The organism is Streptomyces sp. NPDC088733, from assembly GCF_044751185.1.
Lineage (GTDB): Bacteria > Actinomycetota > Actinomycetes > Streptomycetales > Streptomycetaceae > Actinacidiphila.
The window spans coordinates 199,332-216,126 of the sequence record NZ_JBIVLH010000001.1 but is presented as its reverse complement, the minus strand read 5'-3'; the positions used below and the strand labels follow the sequence as shown (position 1 = coordinate 216,126).

The following is a 16,795-nucleotide window of genomic DNA, read 5'->3' as shown; positions in this document are numbered from 1 at the left end:
ATCGCGGCCATGCCGAGCCCCGGGGAGAACGGCCGCAGTCACAGGGCGGCCCCGGCCCCCTGGCGGGCCACTGTGGTGGACCATGACCGTACGGTCGGCCGACCACCCGACGAGCGGACCCACACCGAAGGACAGCCGCTCGCACGGCGGGAAGGCGTACGCATCCACGGTGCGGTCGGGGAAATCAGCTGCGTCGACGCCTCGGGCCGTACCCGCTGGACCCAGCCCATCGCCGGACGTCCCAACGCCGCCCACTTCTCCGGCGGCAGGGTCCTGGTCACGACGGACTCCCTCGACTACACGCCCTGGGGTTTCCTCGGCCCGGCCCTGCTGCTCGACCTGGCGAACGGCGCCCTCATCGCCGAACTGCGCGGGGAACGTGGCGCGGCCCTCCGCGGCGGCCGCTTCCTGCTCGGCCTGGAGGGCTACTCGTTCTTCGACACCTGGGAGCACGACCGTGACGGCACCGTCGTGGACTCCTGGCGCAGCTACGGCCACTACGTCGTCGGCACCGGCGTCCGCGTGGTGGAGGCCGACCGCGCCCTGCCGACCCGCAGCCGGGTGGTCCGGTTGCTGCCCGGCGGTGGCATCGAACGCGGCCCGCAGCTCACCGACCCGCAGGTCCCGCGGCCACTGGTCCTGGAGGACGGCACCATCCTGGTCCTCGACGCCGGGGCGCTGCGCGCCGTCGACCGCCGACTGGAGCACACCGTGCTCGCCGAACTGCTGCCGGTCGACCCCGCCCGGCTCTCAGGCCACGCAGGGGCGTTGCGCCGTGACGGCGACCACATCACCGCGGTCATCGCCGAGCCCGACCCAGGTGATCCCACCCGGCACACCGTTCACACCTGGACCATCGCCCTCCACCCGGGCCCCTGACAGCGGCCCACACCTGCCGGCGCGGGGCCCGGCAGTGCTGCGCCAGGCCCCGCGCCGCGGGACGGGATGCGGTCAGCCCTCCTTGGCGAGGGCCGGGACGAAGCGGGCCGCGTCGATCGTTCCGACGCCGGTCGCCATGTCGTAGCCCTTCACCGCGGTGTAGCCGGTGACGCCCGCGTAGCTGTTGTTCGTGCCGTCCTTCACGTCCACGATTCCGGTGGACGGGTCCGTCGAGGAGCGTGCGTACAGCGAGTACAGGGCCTGGTGGATGTCGCCCAGCCGGTGCCCGGCGGCCTGGTCGGCCAGTGCCACGATGCCGGCGAAGAGCGGGCTGGCCTCGCTGGTGCCGACGTAGACGTCCCAGCCGACCCGCTTCGGGTTGAAGCTGGAGTACACCCAGGCGCCGCCCTTCAGGGAGGCGGACATGGACAGGTCGGGGGTGCCGCGGTGGTCGCCGACCCGCTGCACGCCGTTCTGGTACGAGGGGCGGGAGAAGACGTGGGACAGACCGCCGCCGCCGGCACCGGCGTCGTTGTAGACGCTGTCCGGCGCGATCCGGTCGCCCTTGGCGTCCAGGTGCAGCTGGGTGCCGCCGACGGAGACCACCAGCGGGTCGGCGGTCGGCCAGGCGTTGACCCGGTACGGGTAGTGGGATGTGCCGTCCGACGTGGTGTTGGTGGCGCCGCTGTCGCCGGAGGCGGCGACGAGGGTCACCCCGTGCTTCTGGGCGTCCTTGAACGCGTACCGCAGGTTCTCGATGCTGGAGAAGTCACCCCGGTTGAAACCGGGGAAGCTGTTCTCCGCCACGCCCCAGCTCTGGCTGATCACATCGCCCACGCCGCGGTCGATGAGGGCCTTCTCGGCGTCCATGACCTCGCGCAGGCCGGTGGTGCCGTCCCCGATGCGGCCGACGCCGGTCTCCGCAAGGACGATGTGCGCGTCGGGGGCTACGGCGTGCGCCATCTCGACGTCGAGGGTGGTCTCGCCGGCCCAGGCGATCTGGTCGGCGTCGCTGGTGTCGAAGCGTGGGACCTTGCCCCACTTGACGACGTCGACGTGGGTGCTCTTGATGCCGAAGCGGGCACTGTAGACGTCCAGGTCGTGCTGGACGGTGGGCGAGCCGAAGGGGTCGACGATCACAATCGTGCGGCCCTTGCCGGTGATGCCCGCCCGGTACAGCGGTTCGAGGTCGTACGCCTGGCGGAACTGGCTCGCGGAGTAGCAGGCGATCTGCCACTTCTCCCGGCACTCCGCGGTGGTCATCAGGTTGTGGGCCGCGTTCTTCGACTCCTGCCCGGCAGCGCGCGCGGGCTTGGCTCCCGGCGCCGGCCGCACGGGCGCGGCGACGGCGGCGGACCCGGACAGAAGCGTTGCCGCTGTCGCGACACTGGTGAGGCTGGTGATCCAAGCTGCGGCGACCGCAGTGCGCCGCCGCGCATGAATCCTGCGCATAGATGCTCCTCGTAGTGGACTAGACCACGTTCGGCCGTTGCCCGCGATCTCACTCCGAGGCGGCCCACAGGGCAAGGGAATGCCCGTGTGGGACTTGTCACTGCTTGGTCCGATTCGATGGTGTATGCCCGCACGGGCCGCGCCGCATGGAGGCGCGCACGGCGCAGGCTCGATCCGTGCGGGAACGGGACGTTGAGGTGTCAGGCTGCTTCTTGCCGGGCCGTTGTCGGGTTCACCCGATATCGCCGATATGGCACTTATGTGAGACGCCTCACGACGTGACCGTCAGTACTGAGCCGTCACCCGAAGACCGCATTACAGCGGGCGCACGGCGCGGAGCCGAAGACATAGGTCAGCTTGTGCGTGATGCCGGGCCGGCCGTCCGCAAGGACGAGACGGCGAGGGGCTGCGGCAGCAGCCAGCTCGCCGCAGTCTCGTTCATGTGCAGGCGGCCGTGCTCGCCGAACACAATGAAGTCCTCGGCTTCGCAAGCGGTACGGGGGCCCCAGACGTCGACGCCCTCGAAAATGAGGCGGGCGGCCAGCAAGTAGAAGTAGTCCGTGGGGGTATCGACGAGTCAGGGGTCCCGCAGAGCTTCCTCGATCAGTACCACGATCGCTGCGGCATGGGTCACCAGGAGATCCTCATAGCCGTACGGCTGATCCCCGATGGCCCCGGCTAGGGTCAGGGGAGGGGCATCCGTCGATCGGTCGCCGACTACTGACGCGCCAGCAGGGGCCAGAGCAGGCAGAGTCGCGTAGCTGGCCGAGGAGACGGTGCCCTGACACCACAACCGGGACCAGAGATCGTCCCACCAGCGGTGTTGTGCCTCCGGACCCACGGAAGCGAGCAGGGCCGGGACATCTTCCGCGGTGCCGTGGGCGTGGTGGAGCCGGGACCAGTCGGCCACGCTGATGATCTTAGACACCAGCAGAACTGGGGAGCGGTCAGTTACCGCACGGTCAGAATTCGCCGTCACGCACACCGAGTCGGAACGCCGCCCACTCCTCCGCGGTGAACCGCAGCGCCGGCAGTTCCCGATTCTCTGAATCCCGGACAGCAACGGCCCCTCCACCAAGGTCCGCGACCTCCACACACGTCTTCGTTCACCTGTTGGTGTAGCTGCTGGTGACCCAGTCGGCATCAGTCAGGTCAAGGGTGTACAGCTCAGCCTTCACGCCGTCCATCATGGGATCTCCCGTTGCTGCGGCATACACGATCTCCCCCCTCCAGCATCACTCCGACGGCCCTGACGTGCATCCCGCCCCCTCGCGGCCGACCGGGGGCCGCCAGGTGAGCTTCGCCGGTCGCGAAGTCTTCTGGCGCCTCGTGCGAGGTACCCCCGGCAGGATCCGGCCCTGCGCACACGGCTCCGGAGGCCGTTGCACCTTGCAGCATCCTTCCTGTTCAGCGCCTTGGATGGGGCTGAGGACCGTATATCGGTCCACGAGTGGTCCACGGCTCCTTAACGTGGTCGTGTGTGGTCGTTCGCGGATCCCTCCGTGATTCCGCCCGGTCGGGATGACGGCTGGGCCCCAAGAGCAACGGTCCGTTTTGGCGCGACCTTGCCTGGTTCGCTGCTCCTGCTGTGCAGCGTCGACCCGCGCCACACTCCACGTGCGCCCTCAACGCCGCATGTCACGCTGAGACTTCGTCTGGATCTTCCTGGTGACCTGACCTACCATCAAGTCGTGATCGGCAGTTCGTGGGGGGTGCGGTAGTGACGCAGGAGCAGTTCGGCTGGCTCTCTGAGGCCATATCAACCTTCGGTGCGTCGTGCAAGGACATGGTGAACGGCCCGGGCGACCCCGAGGCGTCCATCCGCCCGCCGATGCAGAAGCTCTTGGAGACTGTGGGCAGTCACGATGCCTTGGATGGCGTTCTGTGGCACTCCGAAACTCCTCTGCGTGACGTGGGTGTACGCCCCGACTATGCAGTCGAGGTGCATGGCGACATCGTCGGCTACATCGAAGTCAAACGTCCTGGTCATTCTGTTGATCCGGAAAAGTTCACGGGGCGCAACAAGAAGCAGTGGGAGCGACTGCGTGACCTGCCGAACGTGCTCTACACCAACGGCACGGAGTGGCGGCTCTTTCGCACCGGGGAGCAGATCGGCACTCCGGTCGTTTTCGAGGGCGACTTGGCCAGTGCAGGACGGTCGCTAACCGCTCGTGACCCCGCAGCATTCAACAGTCTCCTGAGGACCTTCCTCCACTGGGTTCCCGAGCCAATTCGCCATGCTTCGGCTCTGGTTCGGCGCACTGCGCCGCTGTGCCGCCTGTTGCGCGCGGCGGTCCTGGAGCAGTTGGAGTTCGAGAGTAGGTATGCGGCGGAGGGCGCGCGTCCCGAGGAGTTGCGGTTCACAGGGCTGAAGAATGACTGGCGCAGACTGCTCTTTCCGACGGCCGATGACGCCACCTTCGCCGACGGCTACGCCCAGGCAGTGACTTTCGCGCTGCTGCTGGCGCGCACCGAGGACATCTCCTTGAAGGGGGTGGGGCTGCATGAGGTTGGTCGGCGGCTGGATGCCGGGCATGCCTTGATGGGCAAGGCCCTTCAGCTCCTCACCGACAACATCACGGTGAGCTTCGAGGTCAGCCTCGATTTGCTCATTCAGGTGATTGACGCGGTTGAATGGGCGACGATTCGTAAGGGCCGACGGGACGCATATCTACACCTATACGAGTCGTTCCTGGAAGTGTACGACGAGAAGCTCCGACAGAAGAGCGGCTCGTATTACACCCCCCGCGAAGTGGTCGAGGAAATGGTGCGTCTCACCGAGGACGTGCTCCGTACCCGCTTGGGACGCTCGGACGGATATGCGGACGAGAGCGTGCGCATCGTCGATCCAGCCATGGGAACAGGCACGTACCTTCACGCGGTCATTGAACATGTCGCCGCCTGGGCGGCAGAAAACATCGGCCCCGGAGCAACGCCGGATGCGATAGGTGATCTGGCGAAGCGCCTGATCGGCTTCGAGCTGCAGATGGGGCCCTTCGCTGTCGCTGAACTGCGGACCTCGGATTTGCTTAAGCGGCATCAAGCGGTCGCACCGCCGGATGGGATGAAGCTTTTCGTCACCGATACGTTGGACGATCCGTATCTGGCCGAGGAAACCCTTGCCTCGACGTACGGAGTGATCTCTGAGTCTCGTAAACGGGCGAACCAGGTGAAGGCCAGCACGCCGGTTACCGTTGCCATCGGCAACCCGCCTTACGACGATAAGGCCAAGGGGCGCGGCGGCTGGGTCGAGAAGGGCACACCTGCCCAGGGCATGGCTCCGATCGAGGCCTTCAAGTGGCCTGGCAACGGCCGCTACGAGCACGTGCTGAAGAACCTTTACGTCTACTTCTGGCGCTGGGCGACGTGGAAGGTCTTCGACGCCCATCCCCAGGATCAGCAGGGAGTGGTTTGCTTCATCACACCCTCGGGGTTCACGACTGGACCGGGCGGGCGTGGCATGCGGGACTATCTGCGGCGCACCTGTGACGAAGGCTGGATTATCGACCTGTCTCCGGAGGGGCACCGGCCGGATGTGGCGAGTCGGATCTTCCCGGGTGTCGCACAGCCTCTGGCCATCTGCATCTTCGTCCGCACTAAAGACACCGACCCTAAGCGACCCGCCCGTGTCCACTATCGCGCCGTCCACGGCAAGCGAGGCGCCAAGTACCGCCAGCTCAAGGAGATCCGGCTGGACGACGACGGCTGGCAGGACACGCACGCGGATGCTATTCGCCCCTTCCGCCCAACCACCGAGACGGGGTGGGAGGACTACCCCGCTCTCGACGACCTCTTCCGCTGGGGAAGTCCGGGCATCAAGGCCAACCGCTCCTGGGTCAACGGCCCCAGCAAGCAGGTACTTGAGAAGCGCTGGGCGCGCTTGATCCACGAGAACGATCTTGCCAAGAAGGCGGAGCTATTCAAGGAGACTAGGGACCGTGCGTTGGATGCCAGTAGGGATCCTCTGCCTGGGCAGCCTGAACACACCCGGGAACTTGCGGTCGAAACAGACCTGGCGCCTGACCTGGTACGCATCGCTATGCGAAGCTTCGACCGGCAGTGGCTGATCTCCGATAGCCGTGTCATCGACTTCGCCCGGCCAGCGTTGTGGGAAGCCATGCAGCCGGATCAGCTCTTCCTGAACCAGCAGTCCTCGCACGAGATCGAGACCGGGCCTGCGATCGTCGCCACCTCCTTGCTCCCCGACACTCACCATTTCAACGGCCGCGGTGGCAAGATCATGCCGATCCTCCATCCGGACGGCACCCCCAACGTGCATCCGTTCCTTCTGGCGTACCTCGCTGCCGAACTTGGCATCGATGACGTCACGGTGCACGATCTGGCTGCATATGTGGCGGCTGTTGCCGGGCACGCCGGGTTCACCAAGCGATTCACCGAGGAGCTCCTCACCCCGGGCGTGCGGCTGCCGCTCACCCGTGATAGCGCCCTGTGGCACGAAGCGGTCCAACTGGGCAAGTACCTCTTGTGGGCCTCGACATACGGGGAGCGCTATGCCGATTCGGAAGATGACCGACCGGGCGGGGACGTCCTATTTCCGCTAGGCGATGCGCGCCGGCTGCGCTACGACCAGTACGTAGGGGCGGAAGTCCCCGCCGAGATCCGGTACGCCGAGATGACCGGTACCCTGCACTTGGGCGGCGGGCACATCAGCCCTGTCCCCGCCGAAGTGTGGAACTACGACGTCGGCGGCATGCAGATCATTAAAAAATGGTTCGGTTACCGAAAGGCCAACCCCAACAGCCGCAAAAGCAGCCCCTTGGACGACCTGCATGTCGAGTCTTGGCCAGCCGACTGGTCGCGGGAGCTCATGGAACTGCTTTCTGTGCTGCGCCGACTTGTTGACCTCGCGCCCGCCCAGCAGGACCTGCTCGATCGCGTCCTCGCCGCCCCCACGATTACTACCGCTGACCTTGAGAAAGTCGGCATCCTGCCGGTCCCTGACAAGGCCCGCAAACCCCATCGCTGCGTTGTGCTCCTCAAGGAGGCTGGCGAGGAAGCGTAGGGCCTGGTCAATGCGCCCAACGCTCCACGTATGCCATCGCCTTCGTCCTGCTCCATTCCCCGTTGGCGAGCTGGCGGAGCGCGTGCAGTTCTGCACTGAGTGAGGGTGCGCGTCGCTGGAGGTCGTCAGCGAAGGCGCTCACCTCGGTCAGGCGCGTTGAGAGTACGGCGCACTCGGCCTCGAAGTGCACTGCTCTTCCGCGCGGCGTGATGGCCAGGCGCTCCGCTCTAACCTCCAACAGTCCCATCCAGCTGAGAATTTGCACGTCGTCCGGGAGGCTCGCTTCTTCGAGGTCTCGGACCGCTACGGAGACCGGATCCGCATCGGGGTGTGGGACCTCGGCGAGCATGAGGTGTCGCAGAAGTTGGAGTTGGGAGGGGGAGAGAGCTGAGTGCACGGATGCATGTCTAGCAGTACGGGGCGTCAGTCTCGTGCATCGGGACAGCTGTCGCCCCAACTTCCACCTGAATCAGGTCGCTATTCCGGACTCGCTCGAGGCGCTGTGCGTGGGGCCCAACGGCGGCGTGGTAGACCAAGTGGTCGTCACTTTGGGAGCGAGGTTGGGGGACGTTGGGCCCGACCGGGGCATCGTTGCCCTGGGCACCTTGGGTCGTACGCACCCGGCGAACCTCGATTCCCGATGAGTCCCCACCCGTCACGGAAGTGGTACGCCCCGCGGCCCCCTCGATGGGAACTACGAACACAGCGGTCGCTGAGGTCTGCTGGGCTGGCCGAGAGGTCTGCGAGGATCACCGACGGTTGATGCCGGTCGTAACGGCCGCTGTACATCGCTGCTGCACTGCAACCGCTTTGGTGCGTACGGACAAGCGACAAGGCCCGACGAGTGGAAAGATTATGGGCTGTTGTCAGTGGTCACCCGTAGCATCCGAGCTATGGAGATCCGCAACTTCCTCTACGCGGTCGGTACCACCTTCGGGGTAGGCACCGACGCCAGCACAAGCACCGACGCGGCCCAGCTACTTCGGCGAGCGCCGGATGAGATTGGGCACTTGGTTCCGGCCGGCTACCTCGTTGAGGGTAGCCCGGGCAGGGGCAATGCCGCAGTCTGTCCATGGGTGTCGTTCTTTGATCCCGACGAGACAACCAGCGCTACCCGCGGCATGTATCTCGTCTACCTCCTCGCCGAGGACAGGAAGACATTCGCACTCAGCCTCAACCAAGGCGTCACGGAGATCACCAAGGCTCTAGGCGCCCGGCAAGCACGTAAAAAGCTCGCAGCACAAGCTGAAGCCATCAGAGAAGCCCTCCCGGTAGGAGCCCGGATGGGCTTGGACGCAACGATTGATCTCGGAGGCCGGTCAGGATTGCCGCGCTCCTACGAGGCCGGCAACCTCCTGGCCATCACTTACGACATAGCCGCCCTGCCTGACGAGCAGACGTTGCGCGCCGACCTCAGCCGTATGATCACTCTCTATCAAGACGCCTTGGCAGTGCGGGAGGAAGTTCGTCAAACCACGCGCGACACCATCGTCACCGTAGTCGAACAGCCACCTATCCAGTCGAGCGAAATTTTGCTGCACTTCGCTCCCAAGAGCGACAAAGAGTACGTCCAGGTTGTTACAGCACGGTGGCTACGCAAGAGCCGCAGCCACGAGACTCTCGTACATCAGTACGGTACGTTCCTGCGCAGTCAAGGTATCGAGGTGGGTACGAACGTCCACCCCCGAGACTTGGTTGTTATCGCCAACGGAACTCATTGGCTCGCTGAAGCTAAGTTCATCCGGCGTGGCAACGCCACGGGGGCTGTTCGTGAGGCCTTGGGGCAGCTGGCCACGTACGCCTTCTGCCTCTACCCGGAAGACGCACAGCCTCATAAGATGGCCTTGTTTTCCGAACCCATCGGCGACGTGTACACCCGACTCTTGGAACACCACGGCATCGCCGCAGTGTGGCGTACAGACGAGGGCTGGGCCGGATCTCCGTCCGCCCGGGCCGCAGAGCTTGCCTAGAATCCAGCCGCCAATGCCAATCCGGTGAGAGGTCGTGCCCCATCGCCTGAGCTCAACTGATAGACAAAAAGCTGTGGTTGCCAGGCGAGAACTCCGGGTGCAGGCATGGTCCGTCCAGTGTCGCAGATCAACTGGGGCCGCCCAGGTCAGATGGGTGAGGGAACCGTCACCCCCGGGCATCCCCTGTCATCGCTGGCCAACCTCGCACGGCCCAGGGACGGCCCAGAGCGCTTGAAGTTGTCTACTCACAGCCGAATCAGTTGACCCCTCGGCATCGCATCGATTCTACAAGCACCTTCTCAGGTAATATCGTAGAGCTTAGGCATGTGGGCGATGACGAGTACGGATTTGCCACTATCTCAACGTTCCGAAGAAATCGACGATCAGAGATCCGTGTACGACTTCCCTTTGCCACATACCAAGAGGCCGTCACATGGCATCGAGCGCGCCGCACTGTAATCGTCGAGGGCGAGGTAAATTATGGGACCGGAAGACGCCTAGTGGTCGAAGGGCCGGTCAGTTTTCGGCCGATTGATGAGATCTTGCTACCGATCCCTCAATAAACAATGGTCGCCCCCTACTCGCGAGTCTGAAAACGGTCGGTGGAGTCTCAGTGACTTAAGTCAAGCCAGCGGGCTTCGCATGCCAGATCGATAACGCCCGCGCTGGCCTGGCGAGTCGACTGCCGGCCTCATCTCAGGCGCATCGGCACCGACGCCCTGGCACCTGTTGGCGGAAGGTTCCGTTACTCTCCAACCGCGGATGGTCACGAGCTCCTCCACCTCCGCTGGCTGGCCGTACGTGGGGCCGGGCTTGGTGCCTTGGTGAGCAAGCAGCATAGGAAGCGTCTACCCCTGACCCCCAACCACGTGGTAGGTAGCAACCCGGTCGAGCTGCTGGTCGTGCGCTCACAGCCAGTCTAGATTTTTAGCCGCAGCTCGCGGATACTCATGTTGCCGTACTTTTGATCAATTCGGATGCGATTGCGGGGCAAGGTTTCATGGGAATAAGCGGGGACGACTTCGAGCTCGAAGCGCTCTTGAGTATCAATGAGGAGGAGGCCGAAGGTCGCAAAGAGCCAGCGCTGGAGCCAGAAGAAGAGCTCAGCGTGAAGAAGATCGAAGCAACCGGGTTGAGATTGGCAAGGAATGAACGAGATTTTCTTCGTTTTGAGGATAGAGAGAGACCTGACCGCAGGACTTCACGGCGCAGTTACTTTGTCGAACGAGGGAGTCTCGACAAAGTCGCTTCTGAAGTAAGCAACTACCAGGAAAGCGAAACCTACAGGGGGATCGTTAAAGCCGACGGATCATATATTGAATACCTTCTCACTAACCCTGGCAGCTTTCTTCCTTTTGGGCGACTTTTTGAGCGCCTAAAATGGAACCATGCACGGGTGGATTGCGGCCATGAATTCACCCCAAACATAATCCGAACCAGGCAAAGGGAGGTTCGTCCCGGTTTTCATGTCACATCACCAACTGGTGACGCATGCATAGAGATATCCAACATAAGCACTATCGCCGCGTTCAAACTATCCAAGGGGGGGCGATTTGCGCGGATCGACATGGTTGACTACACACTGAAAGTCCTTCTTTCGGCCGCTCCCGGCGTTGAAGCCGGGACAGGCACCGCACAGCGGATTGCCGACAGCCTTCTATTTGAACTTGACGCAAAGCATGGCCTAGCTCTGTCACTGATCCCCTGGGAACGAGGTCGAGTCCCTGGAGTGGCTCGCTTGGACGTCGCGACAGAAAACACTGTTTCATTCCCCGCAACCTCGATTCCAAGAGAAGTGGCCGCCCTTTTCGGTTTCGCTGCAGAGGCTTCCGACAATCCCCCCTTCGCTTTTCTTTCTTACTATCAGGTACTCGAGTACTACATGCCGCTAACGTCGAAACGCGAGGCCCTTAGGAGGATACGTCGGGAAATGCGAGACTTCGCATTTGATGTAGCAAACGATGCTTCCGTGCTGAGGATTCTCAATGCGGTGGAGAGGTCAAAGGGGCTCAGCGAAGAAGACGCGCTGAAAATTTTGGTACGCGACTGTGCACGTGAAGACAAGCTGAAGGAGTTCTTCGAGTCCGAAAAGACCGAGAAGCATTTCTCTTCAAAAGGACCCATAGTCGGCGTCCCTTCCGTAAATCTCAAGGCTACTAACGAGACCCTTGCCACTCAGGCCGCAAAGAGGGTGTACGCCTTGCGAAATCGAATCGTGCATGCCAAAGATGATCCCAAATACGCCGAGACGCCGCAGTTGCTGCCCAGAAGCGGGGAAGCCTACGCGCTGGTTCCGGACGTGCTACTTGCTCGGTTCCTAGCCTTGGAAACTATCGCCGACACCCAAGACTAGTTGCCGCGCTGGGACGGCTAGCGCCGTAACTCCGGATATAGATTCCGCAGGTAATTCGCAGAGGACGGCGGAGCGGCTTTGGGCTGGAGCTGCCATGGGGCGAGAGATCGGGGCCCGTACGCTGGCCGCGGATCGGGCTGGCTCCTTGCCTGCCCGCAATAGCCCGATGTGGGCCCCGATCTTCGAGGCTCGCCCCATGGTGGCTGCCTAAAGCCGCGGAGCCGACCGCCCCAGCCACCGTGGTTCTGACCTCGTGCCCTCGGGCCTACCTTGTGGGCGTGCGGCGGCGGGCGGCGCGCCGAGCGGGACGAAGGCGGGAGCGTGGGCGCGGCCGGACGTCGGCCGCGCGCCCGGCGGAGCGTGAGCGACGCCGGGTGCCTTGATGAGGTAGAGAAACCTGTAACAGCTCTGCTGGTTCAGTCGGCTGACCGGCCGTTGGTCAACTTCCTGCCGTCGTGTGCGCGGATGTGAGGCGCCTCGTTGCGCAGAGCATCTGCGATGCGGACTGCGTAGACCTCGCCCATGCTGGCGGTCACTTCGGCCGGCGTGAGCCAGGCAACGGCCGTGGACTCGTCGGAGACCTGTTCGTGGCCCCCTTCGGGCCGGCACCGGAAGACCAGGGCCACGACACCAAGGGTCATGTTCTTGTAGACGCCGGTCAGTCGCTCCACGTGGACCTTGATGCCGGTCTCCTCGTAGATCTCGCGGCGTACGCCGTCCTCGATGGCCTCCGCGCGTTCGAGTACGCCGCCGGGCGGCTCCCAGTTGCCATTGTCGGCGCGCTGAATCGCCAGGATGCGTCCGTCTTCGCGTACGACGACTCCGGCCACAGACACGGAGTGCAGCGGCGTTGACGGGCTCTGCGGCCGACTGTTACTCATGTACAGGAGGATAGGAGACTCTGAAGGACTATGGCGAGTAGCGCAGCTGCCTCTTCGGCGAAGGCAAAGTATCTCCAGATCGCGGACGACCTCGCGGCTCAGATCCGCTCGGGCGTCCTGGCCCCTGGCGATCCCGTTCCCAGTGAAACGACCTTGATGGAGCGGTACGGGGTGGCATCCGGCACCGTGCGCAAGGCCGTCGCAGAGCTGCGTGCAACGCAGTTGATCGAGACGCATCACGGCCGAGGGTCCTTCGTGAGGTCCCGCCCGCCGGTGCAGCGCAAGTCGTCTGACCGGTTCCGACGGGCCCACCGCAAGGCGGGCAAAGCTGCGTACCTGGCCGAAGCGGAGCAGTCCGGGGGGACTCCCTCTGTGAACGTGCTCTTCGTCGGTCCGGTGGAGGCGCCTGACGAGATCGCAGAGCGGCTGGACGTTCCCGCTGGCGGCCAGGTGCTGGCACGCAAACGCAGGTACTTCCGGGACGGCATCCCAACCGAGGAAGCGACCTCCTACCTGCCGTGGGACGTGGTCAAGGACATCCCCGAGATGTTCGCGGAGAACCCTGGCGGGGGCGGCATCTACGCTCGACTGGAAGAGCATGGACACGTGCTGAGGGAGTTCACCGAGACGGTCAGTGCCCGTCTGGCGACGAAGTCGGAGACTGGTGCGCTGGGCTTGAGCCCCGGGGCGCCGGTGATCCACCTCGTTCGCAACGCGTTCTCCGAGGTTGGCCGCGTCGTGGAGGTCTGCGACACCGTCATGGCCGCTGACCAGTTCGTTTTGGACTACCGCTTCCCCGCTGGGGACTAGTCTCCGGACCCTCCCGCAACCCGTCGCAAGATTCTTTCTCGCGGCGGGTTGACTCATGTACAGGAGTCGGGCACTCTTCTAGGCATAGCTCATGTACATGAGTGCATGAGCTCGTCTCTTCTAGAGGAGATGGCTGATGCCGTCGTTCAAGATCGACCTTTCGACCGCGGTGACGTTCGTGGCGACTGCGCCTACCCCGAAGCTGGTGAGCAAGCAGACCGGGGAGGTGGCGATCGACCGGGAGACCGGTGCGCAGCTCATGACCGTGGGCCTGCTGATCTCCGACGAGGGTGAGGGGAACCTGTACCAGGTGACCGTGCCCTCGACCGGGGTGGAGGCGACGCTGACGCCGGGCACTGTGGTGTCGGTGATCGGCCTCAAGGCCCGGGACTGGGAGAACACGTTCAACGGTCAGACCCGGCACGGGATCTCGTTCCGCGCGGTGGCGATCACGGCGGGTGCCTGAGCCATGGTGGATGTGGCGACGCTGATCGAGATCGGCACCCCGCTGGTGGGGGCTGCCGGCGGCCTGGGCTACGCGAGGGTGAAGGCGCCTGGTGTGTACTGGTCGCTGGTGGGTCTGCCGGTCGCGTTGGGCCGGTTCCACTTCACCTACGCCTCCACGATGGATGTGTGCGGGCTGACGGTGGCGCCGTCCCGGCTGCGAGCGTTCATGGTCCGCAACGTGGCTCGTCGTGAGGTGCAGCCGGTCCCGCCGAAGATCCGCCGCGTCGCCGGCTCCGCCACCGGCATGCGGGTTCGCCTCCGGCTCCCCGCCGGCCTGGAACCCGATGACGTCGCCGCGGCCTCGAACCGGCTCCGGCACGCCTGGGGCGTCCACGCCGTCCACGTGGCCGAGATCAAGCCCGGCGTCGTGGAGCTCCGCATGACCGGCTACGACGTCCTGCGCACGGTGCGCATGCCGCGTCGCCTGCCGTCCGGCCCGATGGTCGTCCCGGTGGCGCTGCGGGAGGACGGAACCGCGTTCGCCCGGAACTACCGCGAGATCCCCCACGCCCTCACGCTGGGGGCGAATCAATCGGGCAAGTCGATGTATCAGCGCAACCTGATCAAGCAACTCGCCAAACTCCCCGTCGCCCTGGTCGGGATCGACTGCAAGCGCGGGGTGGAACAGACCCCGTACGCGCCGCGCCTGTCGGCCCTGGCCACCGACCCGGAACAGGCTGCCGGCCTGCTGGACGCCTTGGTGGGGGAGATGGAGTCCCGCTTCGATCTCCTCAAGGACTACCAGGGCACGGCCCTCACGGTGCCGAACGGGGAGATCACCAGCGACATATGGGGCCTGCCCGCCGCGGTGCGACCCGTGCCGGTCGTCGTCCTGGTCGATGAGGTCGCGGAACTGTTCCTGACCGCCACCAAGAAGGATGAGGAACGCCGGGACCGCATGGTCACCCAGTTGATCCGGCTCGCGCAGATGTCCCGCGCGGTCGGCATCTACCTGGAGATCTGCGGCCAGCGCTTCGGCGCCGAACTCGGCAAGGGCGCCACCATGCTCCGCGCACAGCTCACCGGCCGCGTGGTCCACCGCGTCAACGACAAGCAGACCGCCGAAATGGGCCTGGGCGACATCTCACCCGAAGCGATGCACGCCGCAACCGCGATTGCTGCCGACCGGCCGGGGGTCGCGGTCGCGGGTGACGCCTCCGGGGGCTGGACCCACATCCGCACCCCCCTGACCTCGATCACCGACACCGCCGCGGTCTGCCGCGCCCACGCTCACCTGGTCCCGGACCTGCCCGCCCTGGATCCCTTCCGGCCGGACGTCCCGCCGATCCTTGCGCCGGCTGACGCGCCGCCGCTGGCCCGGCCCCGCCCGGTCACCGAGTAACCCGCACTCCCCGCAACCCGGTTGGCGTGACCGCTTCGCGCCAGGTCCCTACCCCACCCATGCCAGAACCCGGAAGGAGTGATCCGTCATGGCCGCTCGCAAGACCGCCCGCCGCCCGGCCGCGACCGAACCCCCGAAGTGCCCGGACTGCCAGGACGGCGAGACCACCGAAACCGTCCGCGTCGGCTCCCGCAAGGGCCGCGAGACCGGCGACCGGCAGGCCGCTCTGTGCCTGACCTGCTTCGGCACCGGCACCGCCCCGTCCTGACCCCCAACGCCCCCTGGTGCCGGGCGGCCAGAGAACCCGTTCCCCGCCCGGCCCCGGGACCAACCCGAAAGGAGGTGACCCGGTGTCCCGCCCCAACCGCTTTGACCCCGTGCTGATTCAGGCCGTGATCGCCGGTGCGCTGTCCTTCGCCCACCTGCACGACATCGCCGAAGCCGCCGGCCAACACGGCTGGAAAGCCTGGGCCTACCCCGTCTCCGTCGACCTGCTCCTGGTCGCCGCCTGGCGCCGCATGCGCATCCTCCGCGCCGCCGATCGTCCGGCTCGCGCCGCCTGGACCTGGTTCGTCATCGCCCTGACCGCGTCCCTCGGGGCGAACATCTCCACCGCCGGGCTGCTCGACATGAACGCCGTCCCGGCCTGGCTGCGCATCCTCGTCGCCGGCTGGCCCGCCCTGGCCTTCCTCGGCGGCACCCTCCTCGCCCACACCCACACACCGGCACCCGACCCGACAGCGGACCCCGCCACGGACACCGTGCCGGTGCCTCAAGCGACCCCGGTCCCGGCTGCGGAACCTGCTCCAGAGGTCACGGTCGAACGCGCCCCTGATCACACGCCCGAACTCCCCTCCGCTACGCCGCCGGAGACCGCTCCCGTACTGGCGCCGGTGTCCTCGCCTTCTGTGCCGCCGGCGCTGCTGGCGCATGCCCGGAAGGTCGCCGACAGCCACCACGCCGCCACCGGCAACCCGATCGACACCGCGACCCTGCGGACCCGCCTCGGCGTCCCGCCGGCCCTGGCCGACGTGATCGCCGCCCAACTCGCCTGAAAGGAGACCCGATCCCTATGTCGCGCCCGAACCGCTTCTACGACGTGATCCGCATCGGCCCCGTGCGGGTCGGCAGCTACTACGACGGCCGCGGACGCACCCGCCACTCAGCCGCCTGCACCGCTCCCGGCTGCGGCTTCTCCACCGACTACCGCGACCGATCCGGCGCCGAACTCGCCGCCCGCACCCACCGCTGCCAGCCCTGAAAGGAGATGACCCACCGTGCGCTACCCCGACGCACAACTGCGAGCCAACCACCGCCCGTCCGAGCTGATCCCGCCCGGCGTCCACCCCGGACAGGTCGTCGTCATCCAGGCCGCCCCGCCCTCCTACGCCGGGAAGATCCTGCTCACCCTCACCGTCAGCGCCGGCACCGCCCTGGTCATCGTCGTCCTGGCCTTCGCCCTCCAGACGATCGCCGCCGCCGCTGCCGCGGCCATCCCCACCGTGGGCGGCGCATCCGTCTCGATCAACCTCGCGCGCAAGCGCTGACCGGCCCCCGGGACGGCTTCCGTCGCCAAAC

16 protein-coding genes are annotated in these 16,795 nt (G+C 65.6%); 11 read left to right on the top strand and 5 right to left on the bottom strand.

Annotation, left to right across the window (positions count from 1 at the left end):
• Positions 1-9 precede the first annotated feature (9 nt).
• On the top strand, positions 10-879 hold the full coding sequence (locus tag ACIP64_RS00915) for a hypothetical protein (RefSeq protein WP_401580367.1): 870 nt from the start codon (positions 10-12) through the stop codon (positions 877-879).
• Between the two features lie 72 nt (positions 880-951).
• Here ACIP64_RS00915 and ACIP64_RS00910 read toward each other — a convergent pair whose 3' ends face one another.
• The 3 genes from ACIP64_RS00910 to ACIP64_RS00900 all read right to left on the bottom strand — a co-directional run bounded on the left by ACIP64_RS00910 (position 952) and on the right by ACIP64_RS00900 (position 3,425).
• Positions 952-2,331 (bottom strand): S8 family serine peptidase, encoded by a 1,380-nt coding sequence (locus tag ACIP64_RS00910; RefSeq protein ID WP_401580365.1) that lies wholly within the window; start codon positions 2,329-2,331, stop codon positions 952-954.
• Positions 2,332-2,908: 577 nt separating this feature from the next.
• Entirely contained in the window at positions 2,909-3,241 is a 333-nt protein-coding gene (locus ACIP64_RS00905; protein WP_401580363.1) for a hypothetical protein, read from the bottom strand.
• 52 nt (positions 3,242-3,293) lie between these two features.
• Positions 3,294-3,425 (bottom strand): DUF397 domain-containing protein, encoded by a 132-nt coding sequence (locus tag ACIP64_RS00900; protein ID WP_401580362.1) that lies wholly within the window; start codon positions 3,423-3,425, stop codon positions 3,294-3,296.
• A gap of 626 nt (positions 3,426-4,051) precedes the next feature.
• On the opposite strand from ACIP64_RS00900, the gene ACIP64_RS00895 reads away from it, so the two are divergent.
• The gene (locus ACIP64_RS00895) at positions 4,052-7,354 is read left to right on the top strand and encodes a type ISP restriction/modification enzyme (RefSeq protein WP_401580360.1); all 3,303 of its coding nucleotides are present in this window, start codon (positions 4,052-4,054) and stop codon (positions 7,352-7,354) included.
• 7 nt (positions 7,355-7,361) lie between these two features.
• Here ACIP64_RS00895 and ACIP64_RS00890 read toward each other — a convergent pair whose 3' ends face one another.
• Positions 7,362-7,751, bottom strand: coding sequence for a hypothetical protein (locus ACIP64_RS00890; protein ID WP_401580358.1), 390 nt, complete (start codon positions 7,749-7,751; stop codon positions 7,362-7,364).
• Positions 7,752-8,247: 496 nt separating this feature from the next.
• Here ACIP64_RS00890 and ACIP64_RS00885 point away from each other — a divergent pair, with 496 nt between their 5' ends.
• The gene (locus tag ACIP64_RS00885; RefSeq protein WP_401580356.1) at positions 8,248-9,324 is read left to right on the top strand and encodes an MrcB family domain-containing protein; all 1,077 of its coding nucleotides are present in this window, start codon (positions 8,248-8,250) and stop codon (positions 9,322-9,324) included.
• 1,000 nt (positions 9,325-10,324) lie between these two features.
• Positions 10,325-11,677, top strand: coding sequence for a hypothetical protein (locus tag ACIP64_RS00880; protein ID WP_401580354.1), 1,353 nt, complete (start codon positions 10,325-10,327; stop codon positions 11,675-11,677).
• A 416-nt stretch (positions 11,678-12,093) separates the two neighbouring features.
• On the opposite strand, the gene ACIP64_RS00875 is transcribed toward ACIP64_RS00880, so the two are convergent.
• Positions 12,094-12,570, bottom strand: coding sequence for an NUDIX domain-containing protein (locus ACIP64_RS00875; protein WP_401581109.1), 477 nt, complete (start codon positions 12,568-12,570; stop codon positions 12,094-12,096).
• A gap of 18 nt (positions 12,571-12,588) precedes the next feature.
• On the opposite strand from ACIP64_RS00875, the gene ACIP64_RS00870 reads away from it, so the two are divergent.
• The 7 genes from ACIP64_RS00870 to ACIP64_RS00840 all read left to right on the top strand — a co-directional run bounded on the left by ACIP64_RS00870 (position 12,589) and on the right by ACIP64_RS00840 (position 16,764).
• Complete coding sequence (locus ACIP64_RS00870; protein ID WP_401580352.1) at positions 12,589-13,368, top strand: GntR family transcriptional regulator; 780 nt, start codon at positions 12,589-12,591, stop codon at positions 13,366-13,368.
• A 136-nt stretch (positions 13,369-13,504) separates the two neighbouring features.
• Complete coding sequence (locus tag ACIP64_RS00865; protein ID WP_401580350.1) at positions 13,505-13,834, top strand: hypothetical protein; 330 nt, start codon at positions 13,505-13,507, stop codon at positions 13,832-13,834.
• 3 nt (positions 13,835-13,837) lie between these two features.
• Positions 13,838-15,217: an FtsK/SpoIIIE domain-containing protein gene (locus tag ACIP64_RS00860; protein ID WP_401580348.1), complete on the top strand. Its 1,380-nt coding sequence runs from the start codon at positions 13,838-13,840 to the stop codon at positions 15,215-15,217.
• A gap of 88 nt (positions 15,218-15,305) precedes the next feature.
• Positions 15,306-15,485 carry a hypothetical protein gene (locus tag ACIP64_RS00855; protein ID WP_401580346.1) on the top strand — a complete coding sequence of 60 codons (180 nt, stop codon included), beginning with the start codon at positions 15,306-15,308 and terminating at the stop codon, positions 15,483-15,485.
• A gap of 82 nt (positions 15,486-15,567) precedes the next feature.
• The gene (locus ACIP64_RS00850; RefSeq protein ID WP_401580344.1) at positions 15,568-16,272 is read left to right on the top strand and encodes a DUF2637 domain-containing protein; all 705 of its coding nucleotides are present in this window, start codon (positions 15,568-15,570) and stop codon (positions 16,270-16,272) included.
• 17 nt (positions 16,273-16,289) lie between these two features.
• Positions 16,290-16,478 (top strand): mobile element transfer protein, encoded by a 189-nt coding sequence (locus tag ACIP64_RS00845; protein WP_401580342.1) that lies wholly within the window; start codon positions 16,290-16,292, stop codon positions 16,476-16,478.
• A 16-nt stretch (positions 16,479-16,494) separates the two neighbouring features.
• Positions 16,495-16,764, top strand: a complete 270-nt coding sequence (locus ACIP64_RS00840) for a hypothetical protein (protein ID WP_401580340.1) — start codon at positions 16,495-16,497, stop codon at positions 16,762-16,764.
• Positions 16,765-16,795: the final 31 nt, after the last annotated feature.